Source organism: Lysinibacillus sp. NPDC056220, from assembly GCF_049315265.1.
Lineage (GTDB): Bacteria > Bacillota > Bacilli > Bacillales_A > Planococcaceae > Lysinibacillus > Lysinibacillus pinottii.
Window position 1 is genome coordinate 167562 of record NZ_JBMOXD010000006.1, and the last position, 19779, is coordinate 187340.

Sequence of the window (19779 nt, forward strand, 5' to 3'; positions counted from 1 at the left end):
TTTAGTTGTTTTTGTGAACTTTTATAGTAAAAATCCTTTTATTATTAGATTGATTAAAGTAAAATTCTCATTAATAGAGGGTGATCATATATTTAGTTGCCAGCTTATTTTCATTCTTGCTACAATAGGGCAATAGTCTGATACAGGAACGGAGTAAACAATGAATATTTCAGTGATGACAGTGTCTTTCCCATTGGATGGAGAAACATTAAAGGAAGTAAAATTATTATGTGAAGAAGCGACAATTCATGATTATCGAGTATACGAAACTATTATGAATGTGCCAATGGCTAGCTCTTTTGAATCGAAGGGCTTTATGGTATTGGCGTATGAGGATGATCATGATTTGTTAGTTGGAGCTGCAAGTGCCATAGATTTAATTGGGGTCCATACGTATGAGTGGTCACTAGTGGTGACACCTGCATATCGCCAAAAGGGGATTGGGACTGCATTAGTTGAAGGGATACAAGTTGGGCTAAAAGAACGAGGGGCAGAGGGGCAGTTAGCTGTTGTTATTGACGGTTCCCCACATGGACACACATTTATTGAAAATAAAAATTATGTTTACAGCTTCTCAGAAGCGACCTTAGAAACAAAAGCGGAACCTGTAGCATTACAAAACGATATTAGTATTCTTCCCTATAATGGCGAACAGGCTGAGCTAATTGCTATTTATAGTAAAGCATTTGGAGATTTACCAGAAGAATCAACAGAGCTCATTGCCTTCAATACGTCCACTAATGGAAGAAAGCTATGGGTAGCTTACCGAGATGGTGAAGTTGTTGGAACGGTGACGACAGCTCAGGAAAATGAAATACAATGGGTGACAGCCCTTGCCGTCCACCCAAATTGTGAAGGACAAGGTATTGGGACGGCTTTACTATCCTTTACGAAGGATTATGCGAGTAAAACGGGCGCAACTTTTGTGATGTTAGATGTTGAAGTAGACAATAAAAAAGCAATATCTGTTTATGAAAAGGCTGGTTTTATGAAAGCCCAGCAAATTGATTATTATGTAAAGCAATAATAAAAAGGGCGAGGAGTGATAGGAACTCATCGCCCTTTTTAGCATAATTGCGTACTATCTTCATATAGTATTAATAAGCCTTATGAAAGGAGTCGTGATTATGCGCATGCCGGCATTGCCTAAAAAGAAGTCTCCTCCGAAGGAAGCACCAAGTTCGTGGTGGAAAGTGGTTAAGGCCTATCTATCGAAAGGAAAGTTCTATCGATTACCACCGAGAAATTAATGAGGTATGAAAAAAGTCGCCTTATAGCGACTTTTTAATTTTCTAATAAGAATGTATTTTTGGAGGGACCTATTAGGTAAAGCTCATGCATGGCCCGTGTGAGTGCTACATAGAGTAGCTTTCGGTCAATGGGCGTGTCGTAAAAGGGCGTATGAAACGCAGCTACAATAACGGCATCAAATTCAAGTCCTTTCGCTAAATGGCTTGGAACAACGAGTAACATTTCCTGATTAATGGAATCATTTTCAGTTAGGAGCTGTGCAGGTAATTGGTGAGCTGTTAAATCGTTTTGCATCATTATTGCTTCAACAGTCGTTTTGCATATTAAAGCAATGGACCGATGTCCATGTTGACGAATCGTGTCAAAAATTTCTTTAATTTTTAAGGCGTCGAACTGTTCCGCTTGAATAAAACTAGGCACATTGCCATGACGAACAACTGGCTCCACCAACGGAAGTTGTTCATCCATTTGCGCTAAAATTTCATTAGCGACTTCCATAATTTCAATGGTTGTACGATAGCTTTTTTGCAAAGTTCGAAAGCTTGCTCGTGGGAATAAACCTTGGACAGGCTCCCAAGCAGTTAATGAGCGATAGCTATGAATTCCTTGAGCTAAATCACCAACCATTGTAAACATATCAGTATCCAAACCTGTTTTTAAAGCAGCGAGCTGAAAAAGACTATAGTCTTGTACTTCATCGATAAAGACAACGCGCATCTTCCATTCATCTGGGATGCCTTTTAAGCGTGCCTGTAAATAATAAAGTGCAGCTAAATCTTCAAGTGCCCATTGTTCCTTGCGATGTGATTGTAAAAATTGCTGTTGTTCGAGATAATGCCATTCAGGTGCCAACTCCGCTAAAAGTTCAGCGTTGGTGAGCAGTGAACGATAGAGAGTTTTAATGTTGTGTTTCGAAAAGCGACGCATATATGCAGCTGCCGTTGATTTGGCTTCTTTTTCAATGGCAGGAATTCGCTCATCTCGTTCATCGATAAACTTTGTTACAACACGTCGCCGTTTTTCATCATCTCGAATTCCATTTAAGGCCTTGCCTAGTGCTTCATCATATTTTTTATGGAGTGTAGCTAAGACAGACTGCTTTTTCTGACGAACATGGCTAGCTAACACCTTTTTAATATGTGCTAGTCGTTTTTCGATTGGCATATAAGAAAATTCATATAAAAATAGCTTCTTAAGGTGAGAAGCCCGCATGATACAGTATCTTTCAATGTAAACATCTTCAAATTGCTCTGCAATATCTTGCTCTAGTTTTTGGATATAGCGTTCGATAACATCGCGATAATAAAGAGAGCCTTTCATTTCAGCTATCCAAGCAGTTGGCTGAGAATTTCCTCCTGCCACAAGCGATTCTAATTGTTCATTTGGATTTTGAAGTTTTAATTTTAGTTTAGTGGCGGATAGAACGTAATCGGTAAAAGTAGTTTGGCATATTTTATCGACGCCTAGTTCTGGTAAGACATCTCCAATATAATCAATAAATAACTTATTCGGTGCTAAAATCATGAGCTGCTCAGGATTAAAATGCTCACCCATTGTGTAGAGGAAATAGGATATTCGGTGTAGGGCAATGGTAGTTTTTCCACTGCCTGCTGCTCCCTGCACAATTATTGGTTGACGAAGATGTGCGCGAATAATTTCATTCTGCTCTTTTTGGATTGTCGAGACAATTTCGGTTAGACGAACATCAGCTTTACCAGCCAATGCTTCTTGTAACAGTTCATCGTTCGTAGTTAAATCAATATCACGTATATCGAGCAAATCGCCATTTTCAATTTTATATTGTCGCTTAGCAAATAGATGCCCTTTATGAATTTCTCCACGGACATCGTACTCCATATCACCAAGGCGGCCATCATAATAGACATTCGCTACTGGTGAGCGCCAATCGACAATAATCGGCTCATGTGTTTCACGATGAAATAACGAGGTTTTTCCAATGTAAAGAAGTTCTTCAGGGTCACCTGTCTTTTGAAAATGGATTCTGGCAAAATAAGGCTTCTTTTGAACGGCTTCTAGCCCTTCCTTTTGATTACGGGCCATTTCAAAGAATCGGGCATTGGTTAAGATGTTTAAATAACTCAAACTAGAATCTAAGTAATCAAGATCTGCCATCGACTTCCGAATATTTTCTTGAGCGGATTTTAAATCTCTTTGTGACTCATTTAAAATTTGTTGCATATAACTTTGGGTATACGCTAATCGCTCTACTTCTGTCTGAAAATCTGGATGTTTTACAGTCATTTTTTAGCACCTCCTAGGTACTTACAATTTCAAAGTAGATTATCATACTACTATATATAATATTTACCATCAAGTGAAAGCTTAAAAGCTGAATATGTTACTATTACGTTGGGGTTTTAAAGGAATATTACTAAAAGAGGAGGTTTAATATTTTGGATATTTTTGCACACAGAGGTGTTTCTGCAAGCTACCCGGAAAATACAATTGCTGCATTTCAAGCAGCATCTAAGCTTCCTATAGCAGGGATTGAGCTAGATGTTCATTTAACAGCAGATAAAGAGGTCGTTGTTATTCATGATGAAACCATTAACCGTACCTCCAATGGTTCAGGCTATGTAAAAGATTTTACGTTACAGCAATTACGTACATTTGATTTTGGCTCATGGTACTCATTGGATTATAGTGGAGAAGTGATTCCGACCTTAGGGGAGGTACTAGAACAATTTGTAGGTACCAATCATCGTATTAACATTGAGCTAAAAACAGATGTGTTTGCCTATGAAGGAATCGAGACATTAGTACTAAAGGAAGTAGCAGCCCAACAAATGACTGAGAGGGTTATTATCTCTTCTTTTAATCATGAATCGTTGCAAACAGTCGCTCAAATTGCACCATATATTGAAATTGCTGCATTGTTTGCAGAAGTTTTAGTGGATTTTTCGACTTACGTTGCGCTCATTCCTGCTAAAGGCATCCATGTTAGTTTGCCTACAGCGTATCGTAAATCAGTAAAACTAGCGCTCGCTGAAGGGGCATCTGTACGTGTTTATACAGTCAACGAGGAGCAGGATGCTCGATACTTACAGCAACTAGGAATACAAGCGATATTTACTGATGATCCAGAGAAAATATTAAAAGCCCTTACTTAAAACAATGTGAGGAGAGGCGCTCGAATTCCGTGGAATGTTTATGTAAGTATAGCCCACGGAACGCGGCGTCTTCTATAAGGTTCGTATTACCATTTTGCTTGGTGTTCCTCAATGCATCCAAGCATTTGTCGAATAACTAATGTTTCACCATTGTCGAGCAAAATGGAACCGTCATAATAACCAAATAATTGATGTACTTCTGATTTTACTAGCTTTGCATTTGTATAGGCTACACGTTCAAAAAACGGAGAGAAGGTTAGTGACACTTGATGAGAGAATTTGGTTTTAACTTTCCAGCGCTGCATGTAATCTTCTGAATCATAATCAAACAATAAATCCTCATGTATTTTTGTCATTTTACCATCAACAAAAACAGCATTTTCAGTCATACCTGTTCCATCTGTCCATTTGCCTCCTAAATTAAGTCCAATCCTTCTTCCACGGACCCGTTGAGAGGCCATTCCCCAATTCCATACCGCTTCACGCGGCCATACACCTCGACCGTAATCTAAGACAGCAAAATTTTCTTCTGCCGAAAAATTATAACGACGAGTACCAATTGTGACAACACCTGAAGTAGGGAGTGTATGATGCTTTCCTGTAAATTGAAATGTTTTACGATTCCAAGGGATGACAACATTTAAGGTTTCGTCTGTAGCGGGATGTTGAATGATAAGCTTTGCACGTAAAATATCTCCATCAAAATTTGGAATAGAAACGGATAGGTGCGTTTCATTTTGTACATATAGTATATCAATCATCATTTCGCTATTTTTAAACGATACAGATTCTAAAACCTGTGTAGGCATTTTTAATTTACCACCGAAGGGAATGGTAATCGTTTTTTCGAAATAGCGCTGCGTTTCATATTCAAGGAAATAGACGAAGCAGACTGCTGCATAATCTAGATGACTAATCGTAGCGGAAAATAAGATTTCATCACCGTAGACACACCAATAGTTCCATTTCTTTTTGCGCATGAGATGGCCGCTTAAATTGCTATTGATAAATGGTTTACGTGCAAATCCGATGGCTGCTGGATTTAAATTACCCTTTTTATCGCATAAAAGAGTAGGCTGTAAAATTTCTTTCTCAGCATGCTGCTTCACATTTAACATCCCTTCTGGTCCTAAAATAAAATCATACATTTCTTTTAATCTTATTGTAGCAAAAATGATCTTAAAAATGGAAAGGAACATACTGATTATACCTATTTTCGACAATAATATGAGTAAGGACCTAACTAATAGAAATACTTGAAGAGACATATGATGGCATAAGGAGGGGGTGTATGGCAAAGATGTATAATAGGCAAGCTGCTGTACAGTATGCCAATTTGTGGTGGAATAGACGTAATCCAGCTTTTCCTAACTTTGATGTAGACTGTACCAACTATATATCACAATGTTTATTAGCAGGTGGGGCACCAATGCGAGGGGCACCAAGTAGAGAGAAGGGCTGGTGGATTCAACAAGGAAATTGGAGCTTTAGCTGGTCTGTTGCACACTCTTTAAGGTGGTATTTAGAAGGCTCAACGATAGGGTTGAAGGGTACACGTGTTCAAACCGCTGAAGAGCTGGAGTTGGGTGATGTTATTTTTTATGATTTTCAAGGAAATGGGAGAATCGATCACTCTGTTATTGTTACTAGTATTCAAAACGGGATTCCCTATGTAAATGCCCATACTTCAGATAGTATTAATCGACCGTATTTTTATGAGGACTCCACAGCCTATACACCAAGCATGACTTACTTTTTCTATCATATAGAGGATAGCTTTGCTTAGGATGAGGTAGTTTTAAAGCATATCATTTTATGATAATGTGAGGGTAGAAGAGATAAACTTAAAAGGTTGTCTTGTTGTAGAAGGAGAATGGATATATGAGCGAACAATTTTTATCGGTTAGAGATGCAATTATTCAACGTCGTTCCATTAAAAAATTTAATGGTCAACCTGTAGATCGGGACGATTTATTGGCCATTATCGACGATGCAGTTTGGGCACCCAACCACGGTAACCGTGAGCCTTGGCGCTTAGTGGTAGCCTGTGGGAAGGAATTAGAAGACCTACAACATTTATTACGCGACCTGACGATTCCGAAATGGCAAGAGCTTCTAAGTGAAGACTTGGCAAAGCAGATGTTGAAATTTACGTTACCTGGTGGCTATGCCTTTGTTATCGTACCTGAGGATGCTCGTCAAAAAGAGCGTTTAGAGGATTATGGTGCAGCGAGTATCTTTATTCAAAATATGCAACTGTTAGCATGGGATAGAGGGATAGGCTCTTGCTGGAAAACACCAGGCTTTTTAGATAATCCAAAGTTCCGCGAAGCCTTAAAGGTACAGCCGGGTGAACGTGTTATTGCGATGCTACAAGTGGGTTATTTTGATGAAGTGCCAAAAGGAAAAGAACGGAAAAAATCAGCTGAAATTGTTACAGTTTTTGGCCAGTAATTGCATAAAGCACCAAAGAAAATCCCCTCACTGAAGTAGTTGAGGGGATTTGTTATGGAATCAAAAAAAATTATTTTTTTAATTCCGAAACTTCATATAAATAATCACTTAAAACGCGTAAACCTTTATCAAAGTTTTCTAAATGGAAATGCTCATTAGGAGCATGGAAGTTTTCACTAGATAAACCGAAGCCCATTAATACTACAGGGATTTCTAAAATTTCATCAAATGCAGCAACGATAGGGATAGATCCACCACCACGAGTGTAAGCAGTAGGCACATTATAAACTTTTTCATAAGAACGTCCAGCTGCTTGAATGAAAGGATGATCAAATGGTGTTAAGAATGCAGGGCCTTTATCAAATTCCGAAATGTTAATTTCTACTCCAGCGGGCTTATGCTTTTCAACGTGGGCTTTTAATAGGGCCACGATTTCATCAGGCTCTTGATTTGGGACGAGACGACATGTGATTTTAGCGCCTGCTTCAGCAGGTAATACCGTTTTGATGCCTTCTCCAGAGAAACCACCAAAGACCCCATTAACCTCTAATGTTGGACGAGCCCAAGTACGTTCTAGGTAGGTAAACCCTTGTTCACCAAATAGTTCTTTAACACCGACCTCTTGTTTAACTGACTCTTCATCAAAACCAAGCGCGCGATAAGCTTCACGTTCTTCTTCTGTTAAAGGTAATACATTGTCGTAGAAACCCTCCACCTGGATTGTGCCATGCTCATCACGGAAGGATGCTAATATTTCAGCTAATGCATGGATGGCATTTTGCACGCCTCCACCATAGAGACCTGAGTGTAAATCTCCTTTAGCTCCACGCACATCAATTTGAATACCTGCTAAACCACGTAAGCCATAGCATACTGCAGGTTTACCAGGACCATAAAGGCCAGTATCAGAAATTAAAATTAGATCCGACGCTAATTTTTCCTTATATTCTTCAACAAAGGAAGGTAAATGTGGACTACCAATTTCTTCTTCACCTTCATAAATAAATTTAACGTTCACGGGTAAAGTTCCTGTTGTTGCAAATAAAGCTTCAATCATTTTTAAGTGCATAAATACTTGCCCTTTATCATCACTGGCACCACGAGCGAATAATTTATTGTCGCGAATGGTAGGATTGAAAGGTTCGCTCTCCCATAAATTTAAAGGATCAACAGGTTGTACATCATAATGACCATAAAACAATATAGTGGGTTTGCCTTCCGCATGTAACCAATCAGCATAGACAACTGGATGACCTGCAGTTTGAGTAATAGAGATATTCTCAAGATTTAATTTTTCAAATGCATTAGCGAGCCATTGTGCTGCATGTTGGATATCTTCCTTATGCTCAGATAAAGAACTAATACTTGGAATTTGTAAAAACTCTTTCAATTCGTTTAAATGAGCCTCACGATGTTCAGCAAAATAAGCATCAATTTGCTGTAAATTTGTCATCTAGCATCCCTCTTTCTAATATATTTCGATAATAGAAATAGTATAGCATATCAAAACTAGAAAGTATTAGCATGGGTTCATAAATAAATAAGCTCTAATGGGGAAAACTGCAACATTTTTATAGCAAGGCTATTGGTTGTATTTCATTGTATTAAGCTATGAAATGGAAGGGTACGTGTAGGAAAAAATGAAAGACACTGTAGAAAATCCTTTGCAGTGTCTTTCAGTAGGTGTGTCTATAATGGAAGGTCAATTTTGCCGTCTAATTAAAGCGTGTCAGTATTAAACATTGTTCGATTTACTGCTACTAATGTTAGGAGTTGGTGGTGAATTGTAAACACGGGAATATGGTGGTATTGAATTCATAAGCCAAATGTTACTGCCTAGCACTGAATCGTGACCAATGGTCGTTTCGCCACCTAAAATGGTTGCACCCGCATAAATAACGACATTATCTTCAATATTCGGATGACGTTTAATCCCTTTAATTGGATTGCCATTTTCATCAAGAGGGAAGCTTAATGCCCCTAACGTGACACTTTGATATATTTTGACATTATTGCCGATGATACATGTCTCACCGATTACGACACCTGTGCCGTGATCGATAAAGAAGGATTCACCAATTGTCGCGCCTGGGTGAATATCGATTCCTGTTAAACTATGTGCATACTCAGACATAATACGTGGGACAATTGGTACGCCCACTTCATATAACTCATGTGCAATACGGTGAATATATACCGCAACAATCGAAGGATAACTTAATAAAATTTCTTCTGTGGAAAGGGCAGCAGGATCTCCGTTGTACGCTGCCTGAATATCCGTTTGCAAGGTTTTACGGATTTTTGGAAATTGCGAAATTAAATCCATCACAATGCGATCTGCATCCTCTTGACAAGTACAGTTTTCAAGATTGCTGTTGTATTCCAAATTGTAAATTAATACTTTTTCGATAATATCCCGTAAATCCAATGCCGTTTCACGTAGTTTATTACTACTTACTATATTAACGCGTCTAGTATCGATCGGTGGAGCAGTATGGATACCCGGAAACAGCACTTCATGAAAATTATCTAAGATTTTATAAATTTTATTGCGCCCAACAAAGCCAATTGAATTTTCAATATCCACATACTGTCGATTAATATCACATAATGAACTTGTGATTTCTGGAACTTTTTCATTTAACCAATCATTTAAACTCATTATAAAACACCCCTCAACCTCATAATAACTGATGTAATAAAAGTACAAAGCATTTCATCCAATAGCAACTCTTTTAGCTTTAAAATATATTAATATTTATATTATCGAAAAAATACCTGCATGTGGAGTGCCATTAAATAATCTTATATTGTTTTACCATAAAATACGACTGCTTTTAAAGCTTACTGCTTCAGGTTATGATCTAGACGGATTGGCTCTGGGAGATTTTTAATCAAATAAAAAGGGTCTGATTTCGGAACGATGCCGAATTCAGACCCTTAGTTTTTTATTAGTGAGCAGTATAGCCGCCATCAACAAGGAGTGTTGTACCATTAACAAAGCTTGCATCATCGCTTGCTAAGAATAAAACAGCTTTGGCAATCTCTTCTGGTTTACCAAGACGACCTTGTGGATGAAGGGAAGCTAAATATTCTTTCTTTTGAGCGTCTACTTCAGCCAATAGAGGTGTATCGATATAGCCAGGACATACAGCATTTACGCGAATACCTTGTTTTGCATAAGCTGTGCATAGGTTTTGTGTTAATAGTTTTACACCACCTTTTGCAGATGAATAGGCTGTTGGATTTGGTAAGGAAACAAAACTATGGATAGAGCCAGCATTAACTATGACCCCACCAGTTCCTTGCGCAAGGAACTGCTCAATGGCATATTTATCAGAAAGAAATACACCTGATAAATTTATATCAATTGTTCTTTTCCATTTTTCAAATGATAACTCGTGAGCGGGTGCATCGTCAGCTACACCTGCATTGGCATACATAATATCAAGTTTTCCATATTTAAGAACGGTTTCATTAATCATGTTTTTAATATCATCTTCGCTTGTTACATCCGTTTTTACGAAGAGCGTATCATAACCATCGTTATTCAATTGTTCGGAGATATTTTGTCCGCGTTCTGAAAAATCGGCAATGACTACTTGAGCACCTTCTTGGGCAAAGAGGCGAACTGTTGCTTCACCGATACCACTAGCGCCACCTGTGACGATTGCTACTTTATCTTTTAGTTTCATTTTAATGACCACCTTTATAATTATTTTGCAGTTGCTCCACCATCAATAACAAATTCGGCACCGGTTGAGAAAGAGGATTCATCAGAAGCTAAGAACAGTACTGTTTGAGCCACTTCTTTTACAGAACCTAAACGACCTAATGGGAATAAGTTTTTTCCTAATTCATCCTTAGAGCTTCCAGTTGTTGCAGATGCATAATCGGCCATTCCTGTATCGATATAGCCAGGGTGAATAGAGTTTACTCGGACACCAAATGGGGCATATTCCATTGCGGCATCTTTTGTCATAATGCGTACGGCACCTTTACTAGCGCCATATAAAACATGTCCAGCAGCACCTGTTAAGCCTGCAATGGAAGAAGCATTAATGACAGAGCCATTATTTTGTTTGGCCATAAGCGGCATGATATGCTTCATGCCAAGGAAAACACCAGTTACATTGATGGCCATTAAGCGATTCCAGTCTGAAAGTTCAATTTCTGCAAGTGGTTTAATTATATAAATGCCTGCATTGTTGAAAAGAATATCAATTTTTTTAAATGTATGAATCGTTATATCTGCAACTTTTTTCCAGTCGTCTTCATTGCTAACATCATGACGTACAAATAAGGCTTCGCCTCCAATTGCTTGGATGCAGCTAACTGTTTCGTTCCCAGATTGTTCATTTATATCAGTAATGACTATTTTTGCTCCTTCTTTCGCAAATAATAGTGCAGTTTCTTTCCCGATGCCTGTACCTCCGCCTGTAATAACGGCTACTTTATTTTCAAGTCTCATTTCAAGCACGCACCTTCCATTATTTCTGGTTATATGGTTACCTTAGGATTCAAATGTATTCGCTTTATTTTAGCGATAGCTTCATCTTACTCCTTTCAATTTGAAATACTATCCTATAAGATGCTGTATAATATAGTGATGGAGTACCCTTCATTTATAGGGGTATTTTTAGTAAGGAGGAGAGGAATTTCCTATGACGCACTTATTTCAATCCTTTGAACAAATGACACTTCAAGAATTTGTGTTATTTATCAAAATTCATAGTAAACAAATTGAAGAGAATACGAATATTTACCTCAATCTAGACCCTTCTATTGCTGAAGCAGATCGAGAAAGAGTGGCAATGCTACTGGATTCCTTTCTACATTTAATGACGCATTCAACTATCGAAGAGCTAAATGATGATTTTAGAAGTTTTTTTAAGACATGGCTTCAATCACAGCTATCTATTATTGATACGAGAAGCTTTCATCTATTCCAATTGATTTTAGAGAAATCATTGATTACTTTCATGATTCAGCAAAAAATTAGTCGAATGCATGCCATTCTAATGTATGTACTAACGATATTTACATTTTTAGTACAGCTTTACTTTAATGACGAAGAAGATCACAAAAATAGTCGTAGAACTACTCCTGAAAATGAGGAGTTGAGGCGACTACAATTATTGGATAAACTCGATAAATTGCTCATCAGTTCCTCTGGTTATCAGGATTTAGCCTATATTTTAAAGAAATGTGAAGAGTATTTTACTTATAAAAGATGTGTATTTTATGCCTATGTGCCTTGGTCCAATCAATTTTACGGGGTTATTGGTGCAGAGCTTCCAAAGGTTCAAAGCATGAAAGGGGAGCTAACCAGTGAAAATACCGTACTCGGCTCAAGAAAACCTATATATTTGAAAAACCCTAAAAATTATGTGAAGGAAGAACATATACAATTATTTAATTTATCGTCGATTATATTTATCCCGATTATTCAACAGGATCAATTATTTGGATGGCTAACATTTGACCAGCTAGGTGAAGAATTTGATTGTACGAAGAATGAATTATTGTTACTTGAAGAAGTAGGGAAGCGGTTGGGGTTATTTTTATCACGTAAGGGTGAAAAGGTTGAAAAGAGTACAGAACTTCACTTAACAGAAAGGGAGTCCATGATTTTGGGTCTGCTTGCAGAGGGATATGACAATAAAAAAATTGGGGGATTACTATTTTTAAGTGAGCATACAGTCAGAGATTATGTAAGTAGTTTAATGACAAAGCTCAAAGCGAAGAATCGAACACAGGTCGTTGCTTCGGCTTTTCGATTAGGACTATTAAGTTAGCCAAAGCGAAAAATAGGGGGTTTCCCACTAGATGAAATACATCTGCTTACTTTACAAGTCATTGTTAAAGTGGCAGATTTTTAATTTTCCAATAATTATTATTATGAATATAGTAATGAAAATAGAAGTTTAATGTTATAGAGCAGTGTTATACAGGCTGAGTAATATAGTAGTAAAACAATTTTTACGAATATTACAAGCAAAAGTGTTTAAGCTTACACGATTGTAATGAAATTGAAAGCCAATACGATAGAGTGTAATACATTATTTTGCGAGAATGTGTATAGAAGCAAGAACAAGAAGCGGAGGCATACACAATGAATGAAAAATTAGAAGGCGTATACGAGGAATACAATCGTTATATATATCACTTATGTTTAAAACTAACTCGCAATAATGTTGAGGCTGAAGATTTAATGCAAGAAGTTTGGGTAAAGGTTGTACGCTATGAAGACAGCGTAGCTGAAGTAGAGCATATTAAGGCTTGGCTTACAACCATTACAATGAATACATTCAGAGATCGCTATCGTAAAAAGGTTCGTCGTAGTAAATATATGATGAACCAACCTGAAACATTAGACGTACCGATATTAGATTTGGTTCCCAATAATGAAATTTCAACAGAAGAAAAGGTTGAAAAGGATATTGTCACAAAACTAGTACAAGATAAAATGGAGCAATTAGATGGCATCTATAGAAAGACTTTATGGTATTTCTACATAGATCAATATTCACTTGCAGAAATTTCTACAATTATGAAAGTTTCCATTGGTACTGTGAAATCACGTTTATTCCGTGCAAAGGCTCGATTAAAAGAAATGCTGATGTCAGATACAGCCATTGTGGAATCTGTGCTACCAGCGTAATGAAAGCTGATTGGTCGCACAACATACGTACTTAGACGGAAGTATTCAGTCGACTAATCTAAAAAAAGATGCATTCGCAAATAATTGCGATGCATCTTTTTATTTCTTTATTCTGGCCGATTGGAATCAACATCCAATAGACATTTTGAAAAAATAGTGCGTAATGTTTGCAGTTCTTCAGCCGTGAGCATTCCAAACATATTGTTGATAATTTCACTAACCTGTTGACGAGATTCTTTTAAGATGCTCTCGCCTTCAGAAGTTATGACGAGCTGTGACGCTCGTCGATCTGTAGCGTGCTGTGTTTTTTCAATAAAGCCAGCATTTATAAGCTTCGTTGTTAAAACGGTGACGCCACCTGTCGTTACCTTTAACCGCTCAGCAATAGCAGAAGGGCGTTTAGGGCCCTCCTGCGATAAGTAGTCTAAAATTAAAATATGGGATTTTGAAAAGCCGAGCGCATTATGATTATTCCACTCGTTCGCCCACTTACGCTCAATGGATGAAACAACTTCAAACAACGAGGTAATGGCTTTTTGTTTTTCTTGATCCATAGAAGGTCATCTCCAAAACTGTTTTAACTTTCTTGTGCCAATCTTGTCATCGCATTTAATTCGTAAGCACGTACTTTACGCGGGATAAAACGGCGGATGTCCATCTCATTGTAACCAACTTGAATACGTTTTTCATCTATTAAAATAGGGCTACGTAACATTCTTGGGTGTGCTTGAATAATAGCAAAAAGCTCCTGAATAGAAAGTTGGTCGATATCGATATTTAAATTTTTAAAATCATTCGAATTTGTTGCGATAATTTCATCTGTTCCATCTTCAGTCATGCTTAAAATTTCTTTAAATTCTGCAAGTGTAAGTGGATGAGAAGTGATACGTTTTTCTTTATATTCAATATTGTGATCTTTTAACCATTTAAGTGCTTTTCTGGATGAAGAACAGCTCGCTTGTGAGTAAATTGTAACTGTCATTCTTCATTCCTCGCTTTCTTTTTTAGATTATATTTTATAAATATCTTATCAGTAAGGTAAATTGTTTATATATATATATATCTTACTAGTAAGCTATATATAAATCAATAGCTATTTAAAAAAATATCTATAACACCATGATTTTTTTCAGGTATATTAACATATACGAAGATCATCCTAAAAAAGTTTCATTTTCACAGCTTACAATGATGTAAGTTTAGGGAAGTGAATAGGGACTACATGAAGCATAGGCTTGTCCAAGAGGAGAGAAATGACGAGCTAAAAAATATCAGTCCACTGATTATAGTATGTTTAAATGAGGAGAATTATACATGGAAACTTAAAAATATTTGTGGAATTTGGCAAATAGGAAAAGGGTAGTCTCAAATCATCTTTGAGACTACCCTTTTAGATTTAGCCTTGTTGTCCTGAAGTGAACCAATCTTGGACATTCCAGACCTTCGTAGCGAGACCATCATAGAAATCAGGTTCGTGACTTACGAGTACAATAGTGCCTTTAAATTCTTTCATCGCACGTTTTAATTCATTTTTTGCATCGACATCTAAATGGTTCGTCGGTTCGTCAAATAGAAGCCAGTTCGCCTCTTCCATCATTAATTTACATAAACGAACTTTCGCTTGCTCTCCACCCGATAATGAATTCAGTGGACGTGTAATGTGATCAGTCTTTAAGCCCGCTTTCGCTAAGGCAGCACGAACTTGCGCTTGCTCCATTGAAGGGAAGGCGTTCCACACATCATCAATGGGTGTAATTTTTTCCGCTTTTACCTCTTGTTCGAAATAAGATGGATAAAGATAATCTCCTCGAATCACTTTGCCATTTAAAGGATTAATTTTACCAAGCATTGTTTTTAATAATGTTGATTTACCTACACCATTCATGCCGACTAAAGCAATCTTCTCTCCTCGTTCAATAGCAAAAGTGAGTGGGGGAAGTAATGGTTTGTCCTTATCATAACCAATCACCAAATTTTCAGCCTCTACCACATAGCGACTTGACGAACGTGCTTCTTTAAAACCAAACTCAGGCTTTACAGCAGTTTCTGGGCGATCAATTCGCTCTAATCGGTCAAGCTGCTTGGCACGAGACTTAGCACGGCCAGTAGTAGAGTATCGCGCTTTATTTTTGGCAATAAAATCCTCTTGCTTCTTGATGAATTCTTGTTGTTTTTCATACGCGTCAATATGCTGACGCTTATTGATTTCAGCAAGCTCTAAGAATTTTTCGTAGGTTGCTGTATAACGAGTTAGCTTTGAAAATTCAAGTTGGAAGATGACATCCACCGTCTCGTTCATAAATTCTGTATCATGCGAAATTAATAGGAAGGCATATGGATAGTTCTTTAAATAGTTTTTTAGCCATGTAATATGTTCTTCATCAAGATAGTTTGTAGGCTCGTCTAATAATAGAACTTTTGGTTTTTCTAATAACAGCTTAGCTAGTAAAACCTTTGTACGTTGACCACCAGAAAGGGCAGCCACATCTCGCTCCAAGCCAATAGCATCGAGCCCAAGCCCGCGCGCAACTTCTTCAATTTTCATATCGAGTGAATAGAAGTCACCTGCATCTAACGCATCTTGAACTTCAGCCATTTGCTCTAATAGAACTTCTAATTCTTCAGGTGTAGCTTCAGCCATCTTACCTGTAATTTCATTGAGTTCCTCTTCTTTTTTATACAAGGGTAGAAAAGCGTCACGCAATACATCGCGCATCGTTCTACCAGCTGTGAGTACTGTATGTTGATCTAAATAACCATAATGTGTACCAGGGAGCCATTCCACTTTTCCCTCATCATGAATTGTTTGACCAGTGATAATGCCCATTAAAGTTGATTTACCTACACCATTTGCCCCAACGAGTCCAATATGGTCACCCTCTACTAAACGAAACGATACATCTTTAAAAAGTGTACGATCTCCGAATGAATGACCTAAATTTTCTACTGTTAAAATTGCCATATATGTTCCTCCAACTATCTTTCAAGTTTCCATTTTATAGTTCTGCTAGTTGCTTATTCAGCTCTGCAAGCTTCGACTCCATATTTGCAAGACGTTGCTCTGCCTGTGCTACTTGATCGTTGTGTCCTGTTGACTCAAGTTTTTCGATATCGCCTTGTAAATTGATATAGTCCATTTTTAATTCTTTAATTTGATATTCTAAATCATTTTTGGTTGGCATGATGGTTGCTCCTTTTTTAAGCGTATTTGTATAGCGAATGCGTGTAAAAAGCGATGGGGGTTTATTGATCCCCCACCGCATATCATTAAAATCAATCGGGAACTGAAAAAAAATGAACTTACCTAAGTCCCAACTTTTATAAGATGAGATGCTAAAGTGAAAATTTCTTATATATTGTATCATAATCATCTTTGAAGTAGCACTAAGTAGAAGCGATATTATGACGATCATAAGCAAAGTCTAAAAGTAGCTCTAAGAGTGTTTCATTATTACTAACGAGATTGAGCTGGCGTTGTTTTTTTACGGCACGTTCACTGCGTGCTTCATGTAAAAGAAACTCCATAACAGCATTTTGTATTTGTGATTGTTTCATTTTACGACCTAGCCCTAGATGAATAAAACCATTCTGTTCTCTTGGGAAAGCATGTAATAGCTCTGCCTCCGATTGTGCAAGCGTAATGCATGGCACACCATAAGAGGCAATTTTATAAGGCGTATAATTGGCATTGCAAATAATAACATCTGCTTTTGGTAAAAGTTTGAGAAGCGCGTTTTTATCACGAAGGATGGCTGTGTTGCGACGACTTAGTACCATCATTTGTAAGTCGTCTGTCGCATGGCGGTAGCTGTCGTCAATCATAACTGTAATTTGTAGTGGAATTTGGAGCTGTGTTAAGTGTCGCAGGGTACGATAGGTTAAATTATGCTCGTCCCCATCTTCAAAAGCTACAACGATATGGGGAGGATTTTCAGGTGTTTTGCTTTCAGGTCTATCGCTAAAGTTTTGATAGTCTTCGGGTAATGCAAAAACAAAGCTCCCCCCCATATAATGAGACGGTAAATAATCTTTTACCTCGTGATAGAGTGCTAGAAGTACACAGTCACAGGCTTGACCACCTTCACCAAAATCATCAAAGTGAAGAATCGTTTTGCAAAAAGGTCGTAAATCCTGTACTTGCCAAGCCTCAGAATTGCGGCCATCTCTGACGATTAAATCTGGCTGAATGCCTTTCATTTGCTTAGGAAGCTCATTAAAATGATCAAATAAAACAGGGGTTAGACCTTCATTAATTAAAATTTGAACCCCTTCATTTGAAGGCGTTTTTACAAATATAAAAACTTTCTCATTCGTCAGTAGTTTAGCTAATGTTGAAACCCGCTCAAAAGGATACAGCCCTTTATCAATACAGCTTTCAATAATGAAAACAATCGTTTTTTTCGGTACTATTGCTTGCGTTTCGTTTTGCAAATGTATCCCACCCTTTCCTCTGTCTCTTTAAATTATGGTGAAGTAAGAGCAAGTATGTGTAAAATTTAGGATTTGATAAATGATCTTTTTAAGTGAATCTTTCAAATAGCTATCTTTTAGATACGATAAATAGCTTTTAATCATCAAAAAATGTGGTCGATATATATAGTGAGTTTATTTCGATACATAACAAAGATGGTGGTTATGGAAGGAGGGAAGAGGCATGGGTATGCGTGCTGCAATTGTAATTGGAGCAACGGGATTAACTGGCTCCTCTCTTGTAGAGCAATTATGTGAAAATGATGAATATGTATCCGTGACAGTAATTACAAGAAGAAAACCAACTTTTACGCATCCTAAGCTAGAAGTGAAAATTCGTGATTTTGATAGGTTAGAGGAACAAGATATAGCATTTGCGCATGAACTATATTGCTGTTTAGGTACAACTATAAAAAAGGCAGGGTCTCGAAAGGTGTTCGAAAGGGTAGACTTTGAATATCCTTTAGCGATTGCTTCATTGGCAAAAAAGCGTGGAATTCCCCATTTTCTTGTTATCACTGCAATGGGTGCTAAGGAGAGTTCTCCTTTTTACTATAGCCGAGTTAAAGGAAAGCTAGAGCATGATTTAATGGAGTTGGGCTTACAGCAGCTTTCTATAATCCGTCCTTCACTCTTAGTAGGAGAACGGAATGAATTTCGTTTAGGGGAAAAGGCTGGAGAAAAGGTATTAAAAATAGCCAAGCCTTTTTTAATTGGACCACTAAAGAGATTTAGAGCCATTGAAGCCTCTCAAGTAGCAAAGGCAATGATGATTATTGCGCTACACGGCAAACAACAACCAGTGACCATTTATCCTTCCCATGTATTAGCAGCATTGGAATTTCCAGAAACGTCAGAAAAAGATGTTTCTAGGGAGACGCTATTTAATTGGGATAAAATTAAAAAAGCAGATTCGCTTCATGAAGAGGACAAGGTCAATCGCGATGTAGTGATTGATCGCGAGAAATATAATATCCCAGATGAGGTGGTTGATAAGGAAGTTCATTTCAGACCATATGATAAAGAGTAATTTTTCTTGCTTTCCGCCTAAAGACTGAATTTCTAGCTTTCCTCACTCCTGTTCTTTCCGAGCCACTTTTCATTTGATACAATATTATTGTAGAAGATGAATGTGGAGGCAAAGTGAAGATGAAAATTTTACTCGTTGATGGCACAATGTTTGGTCGAAAAACTGGTGCTATTTTAGAGCAAGTGGAACAATATATTAAAGAATTAGATGCTAGTTTCGTTTTAGAAATGATGCATTTTAGTGAATATAAACATCAAATTGTAGATGGCTCACCGTTAAATGAAGATATGAAAAAAATGATTCAACAATTTGAGGAAGCGGATGCTTATATTATTGCGACACCAATTTTCCAAGCATCTATCCCTGGCGTTTTGAAGAATGCATTTGACTTCTTACATCCTAAAACAATGCGCTATAAACCTGTATCTATAGTTGCAAATGGGGGCACATATCAACATCACCTTGTAGTAGAAAATCAATTAAAGCCTATTTTAGACTACTTCCGTGCTCTTGTGACACCAAACTATGTGTATACACATACATCCCATTTTGATGCAGATAATCATATTGTAGATGAAGATGTTCATAGCCGTTTACGTGAATTAGCGCGTGTATTTGTTCAATACTGTGAGATGAGCAAGAACTTGCCGAAGGAAACAATCGATCAACATTAATAGCACCCTTGCATGGTGGTAAGAAATCACTGTGCAGGGGATTTTTCTTTGTAAGTATTCTTTTAGTATGTGATAAAATAAAACTTTAGTGACACTGGAAGGAGG

The 19779-nt window shown here is 37.4% G+C and carries 19 protein-coding genes; 8 read left to right on the forward strand and 11 right to left on the reverse strand.

Annotated features, from left to right (window positions below):
* Window positions 1–160 precede the first annotated feature (160 nt).
* On the forward strand, window positions 161–1027 hold the full coding sequence (locus tag ACOZBY_RS17965) for a GNAT family N-acetyltransferase (protein WP_012292634.1): 867 nt from the start codon (window positions 161–163) through the stop codon (window positions 1025–1027).
* Between the two features lie 257 nt (window positions 1028–1284).
* Here the strand turns inward: ACOZBY_RS17965 and helD are convergent, their stop codons facing one another.
* Entirely contained in the window at window positions 1285–3513 is a 2229-nt protein-coding gene (gene helD, locus ACOZBY_RS17970) for an RNA polymerase recycling motor HelD (RefSeq protein WP_012292635.1), read from the reverse strand.
* Between the two features lie 152 nt (window positions 3514–3665).
* Here helD and ACOZBY_RS17975 point away from each other — a divergent pair, with 152 nt between their 5' ends.
* Complete coding sequence (locus ACOZBY_RS17975; RefSeq protein ID WP_012292636.1) at window positions 3666–4382, forward strand: glycerophosphodiester phosphodiesterase; 717 nt, start codon at window positions 3666–3668, stop codon at window positions 4380–4382.
* A gap of 86 nt (window positions 4383–4468) precedes the next feature.
* On the opposite strand, the gene ACOZBY_RS17980 is transcribed toward ACOZBY_RS17975, so the two are convergent.
* Window positions 4469–5491: a DUF2804 domain-containing protein gene (locus tag ACOZBY_RS17980; protein WP_031418389.1), complete on the reverse strand. Its 1023-nt coding sequence runs from the start codon at window positions 5489–5491 to the stop codon at window positions 4469–4471.
* Window positions 5492–5673: 182 nt separating this feature from the next.
* Between ACOZBY_RS17980 and ACOZBY_RS17985 the strand changes: the two genes are divergently transcribed.
* Complete coding sequence (locus ACOZBY_RS17985) at window positions 5674–6168, forward strand: amidase domain-containing protein (RefSeq protein ID WP_012292638.1); 495 nt, start codon at window positions 5674–5676, stop codon at window positions 6166–6168.
* A gap of 95 nt (window positions 6169–6263) precedes the next feature.
* The gene (locus ACOZBY_RS17990; RefSeq protein WP_012292639.1) at window positions 6264–6836 is read left to right on the forward strand and encodes a nitroreductase family protein; all 573 of its coding nucleotides are present in this window, start codon (window positions 6264–6266) and stop codon (window positions 6834–6836) included.
* A gap of 70 nt (window positions 6837–6906) precedes the next feature.
* Here ACOZBY_RS17990 and ACOZBY_RS17995 read toward each other — a convergent pair whose 3' ends face one another.
* The 4 genes from ACOZBY_RS17995 to ACOZBY_RS18010 all read right to left on the reverse strand — a co-directional run bounded on the left by ACOZBY_RS17995 (window position 6907) and on the right by ACOZBY_RS18010 (window position 11307).
* Window positions 6907–8289, reverse strand: a complete 1383-nt coding sequence (locus ACOZBY_RS17995; RefSeq protein WP_012292640.1) for a dipeptidase — start codon at window positions 8287–8289, stop codon at window positions 6907–6909.
* 282 nt (window positions 8290–8571) lie between these two features.
* Window positions 8572–9498, reverse strand: coding sequence for a serine O-acetyltransferase EpsC (epsC, locus tag ACOZBY_RS18000; protein ID WP_031418390.1), 927 nt, complete (start codon window positions 9496–9498; stop codon window positions 8572–8574).
* Between the two features lie 289 nt (window positions 9499–9787).
* The gene (locus tag ACOZBY_RS18005; RefSeq protein ID WP_031418391.1) at window positions 9788–10531 is read right to left on the reverse strand and encodes an SDR family NAD(P)-dependent oxidoreductase; all 744 of its coding nucleotides are present in this window, start codon (window positions 10529–10531) and stop codon (window positions 9788–9790) included.
* Between the two features lie 20 nt (window positions 10532–10551).
* A complete protein-coding gene (locus tag ACOZBY_RS18010; RefSeq protein ID WP_031418392.1) occupies window positions 10552–11307 on the reverse strand; it encodes an SDR family NAD(P)-dependent oxidoreductase in 756 nt (251 codons plus the stop codon).
* A 193-nt stretch (window positions 11308–11500) separates the two neighbouring features.
* On the opposite strand from ACOZBY_RS18010, the gene ACOZBY_RS18015 reads away from it, so the two are divergent.
* Window positions 11501–12634: a LuxR C-terminal-related transcriptional regulator gene (locus ACOZBY_RS18015; RefSeq protein WP_198696114.1), complete on the forward strand. Its 1134-nt coding sequence runs from the start codon at window positions 11501–11503 to the stop codon at window positions 12632–12634.
* Window positions 12635–12951: 317 nt separating this feature from the next.
* Window positions 12952–13500: an RNA polymerase sigma factor gene (locus ACOZBY_RS18020; protein ID WP_008176154.1), complete on the forward strand. Its 549-nt coding sequence runs from the start codon at window positions 12952–12954 to the stop codon at window positions 13498–13500.
* Between the two features lie 107 nt (window positions 13501–13607).
* On the opposite strand, the gene ACOZBY_RS18025 is transcribed toward ACOZBY_RS18020, so the two are convergent.
* From ACOZBY_RS18025 to ACOZBY_RS18045, 5 genes are all read right to left on the reverse strand, one after another.
* Window positions 13608–14054, reverse strand: a complete 447-nt coding sequence (locus ACOZBY_RS18025; RefSeq protein WP_031418395.1) for a MarR family winged helix-turn-helix transcriptional regulator — start codon at window positions 14052–14054, stop codon at window positions 13608–13610.
* A 23-nt stretch (window positions 14055–14077) separates the two neighbouring features.
* Window positions 14078–14482 (reverse strand): transcriptional regulator Spx, encoded by a 405-nt coding sequence (gene spx / locus ACOZBY_RS18030; RefSeq protein WP_008176149.1) that lies wholly within the window; start codon window positions 14480–14482, stop codon window positions 14078–14080.
* Window positions 14483–14896: 414 nt separating this feature from the next.
* Window positions 14897–16462 (reverse strand): ABC-F family ATP-binding cassette domain-containing protein, encoded by a 1566-nt coding sequence (locus ACOZBY_RS18035; RefSeq protein WP_012292646.1) that lies wholly within the window; start codon window positions 16460–16462, stop codon window positions 14897–14899.
* Window positions 16463–16496: 34 nt separating this feature from the next.
* Window positions 16497–16682 carry an SE1832 family protein gene (locus tag ACOZBY_RS18040; RefSeq protein WP_008176146.1) on the reverse strand — a complete coding sequence of 62 codons (186 nt, stop codon included), beginning with the start codon at window positions 16680–16682 and terminating at the stop codon, window positions 16497–16499.
* Between the two features lie 202 nt (window positions 16683–16884).
* On the reverse strand, window positions 16885–17931 hold the full coding sequence (locus ACOZBY_RS18045) for a PseG/SpsG family protein (RefSeq protein WP_197148812.1): 1047 nt from the start codon (window positions 17929–17931) through the stop codon (window positions 16885–16887).
* Between the two features lie 223 nt (window positions 17932–18154).
* Between ACOZBY_RS18045 and ACOZBY_RS18050 the strand changes: the two genes are divergently transcribed.
* Window positions 18155–19000: an oxidoreductase gene (locus ACOZBY_RS18050; protein ID WP_012292648.1), complete on the forward strand. Its 846-nt coding sequence runs from the start codon at window positions 18155–18157 to the stop codon at window positions 18998–19000.
* A gap of 119 nt (window positions 19001–19119) precedes the next feature.
* The gene (locus ACOZBY_RS18055) at window positions 19120–19674 is read left to right on the forward strand and encodes an NADPH-dependent FMN reductase (protein ID WP_031418398.1); all 555 of its coding nucleotides are present in this window, start codon (window positions 19120–19122) and stop codon (window positions 19672–19674) included.
* Window positions 19675–19779: the final 105 nt, after the last annotated feature.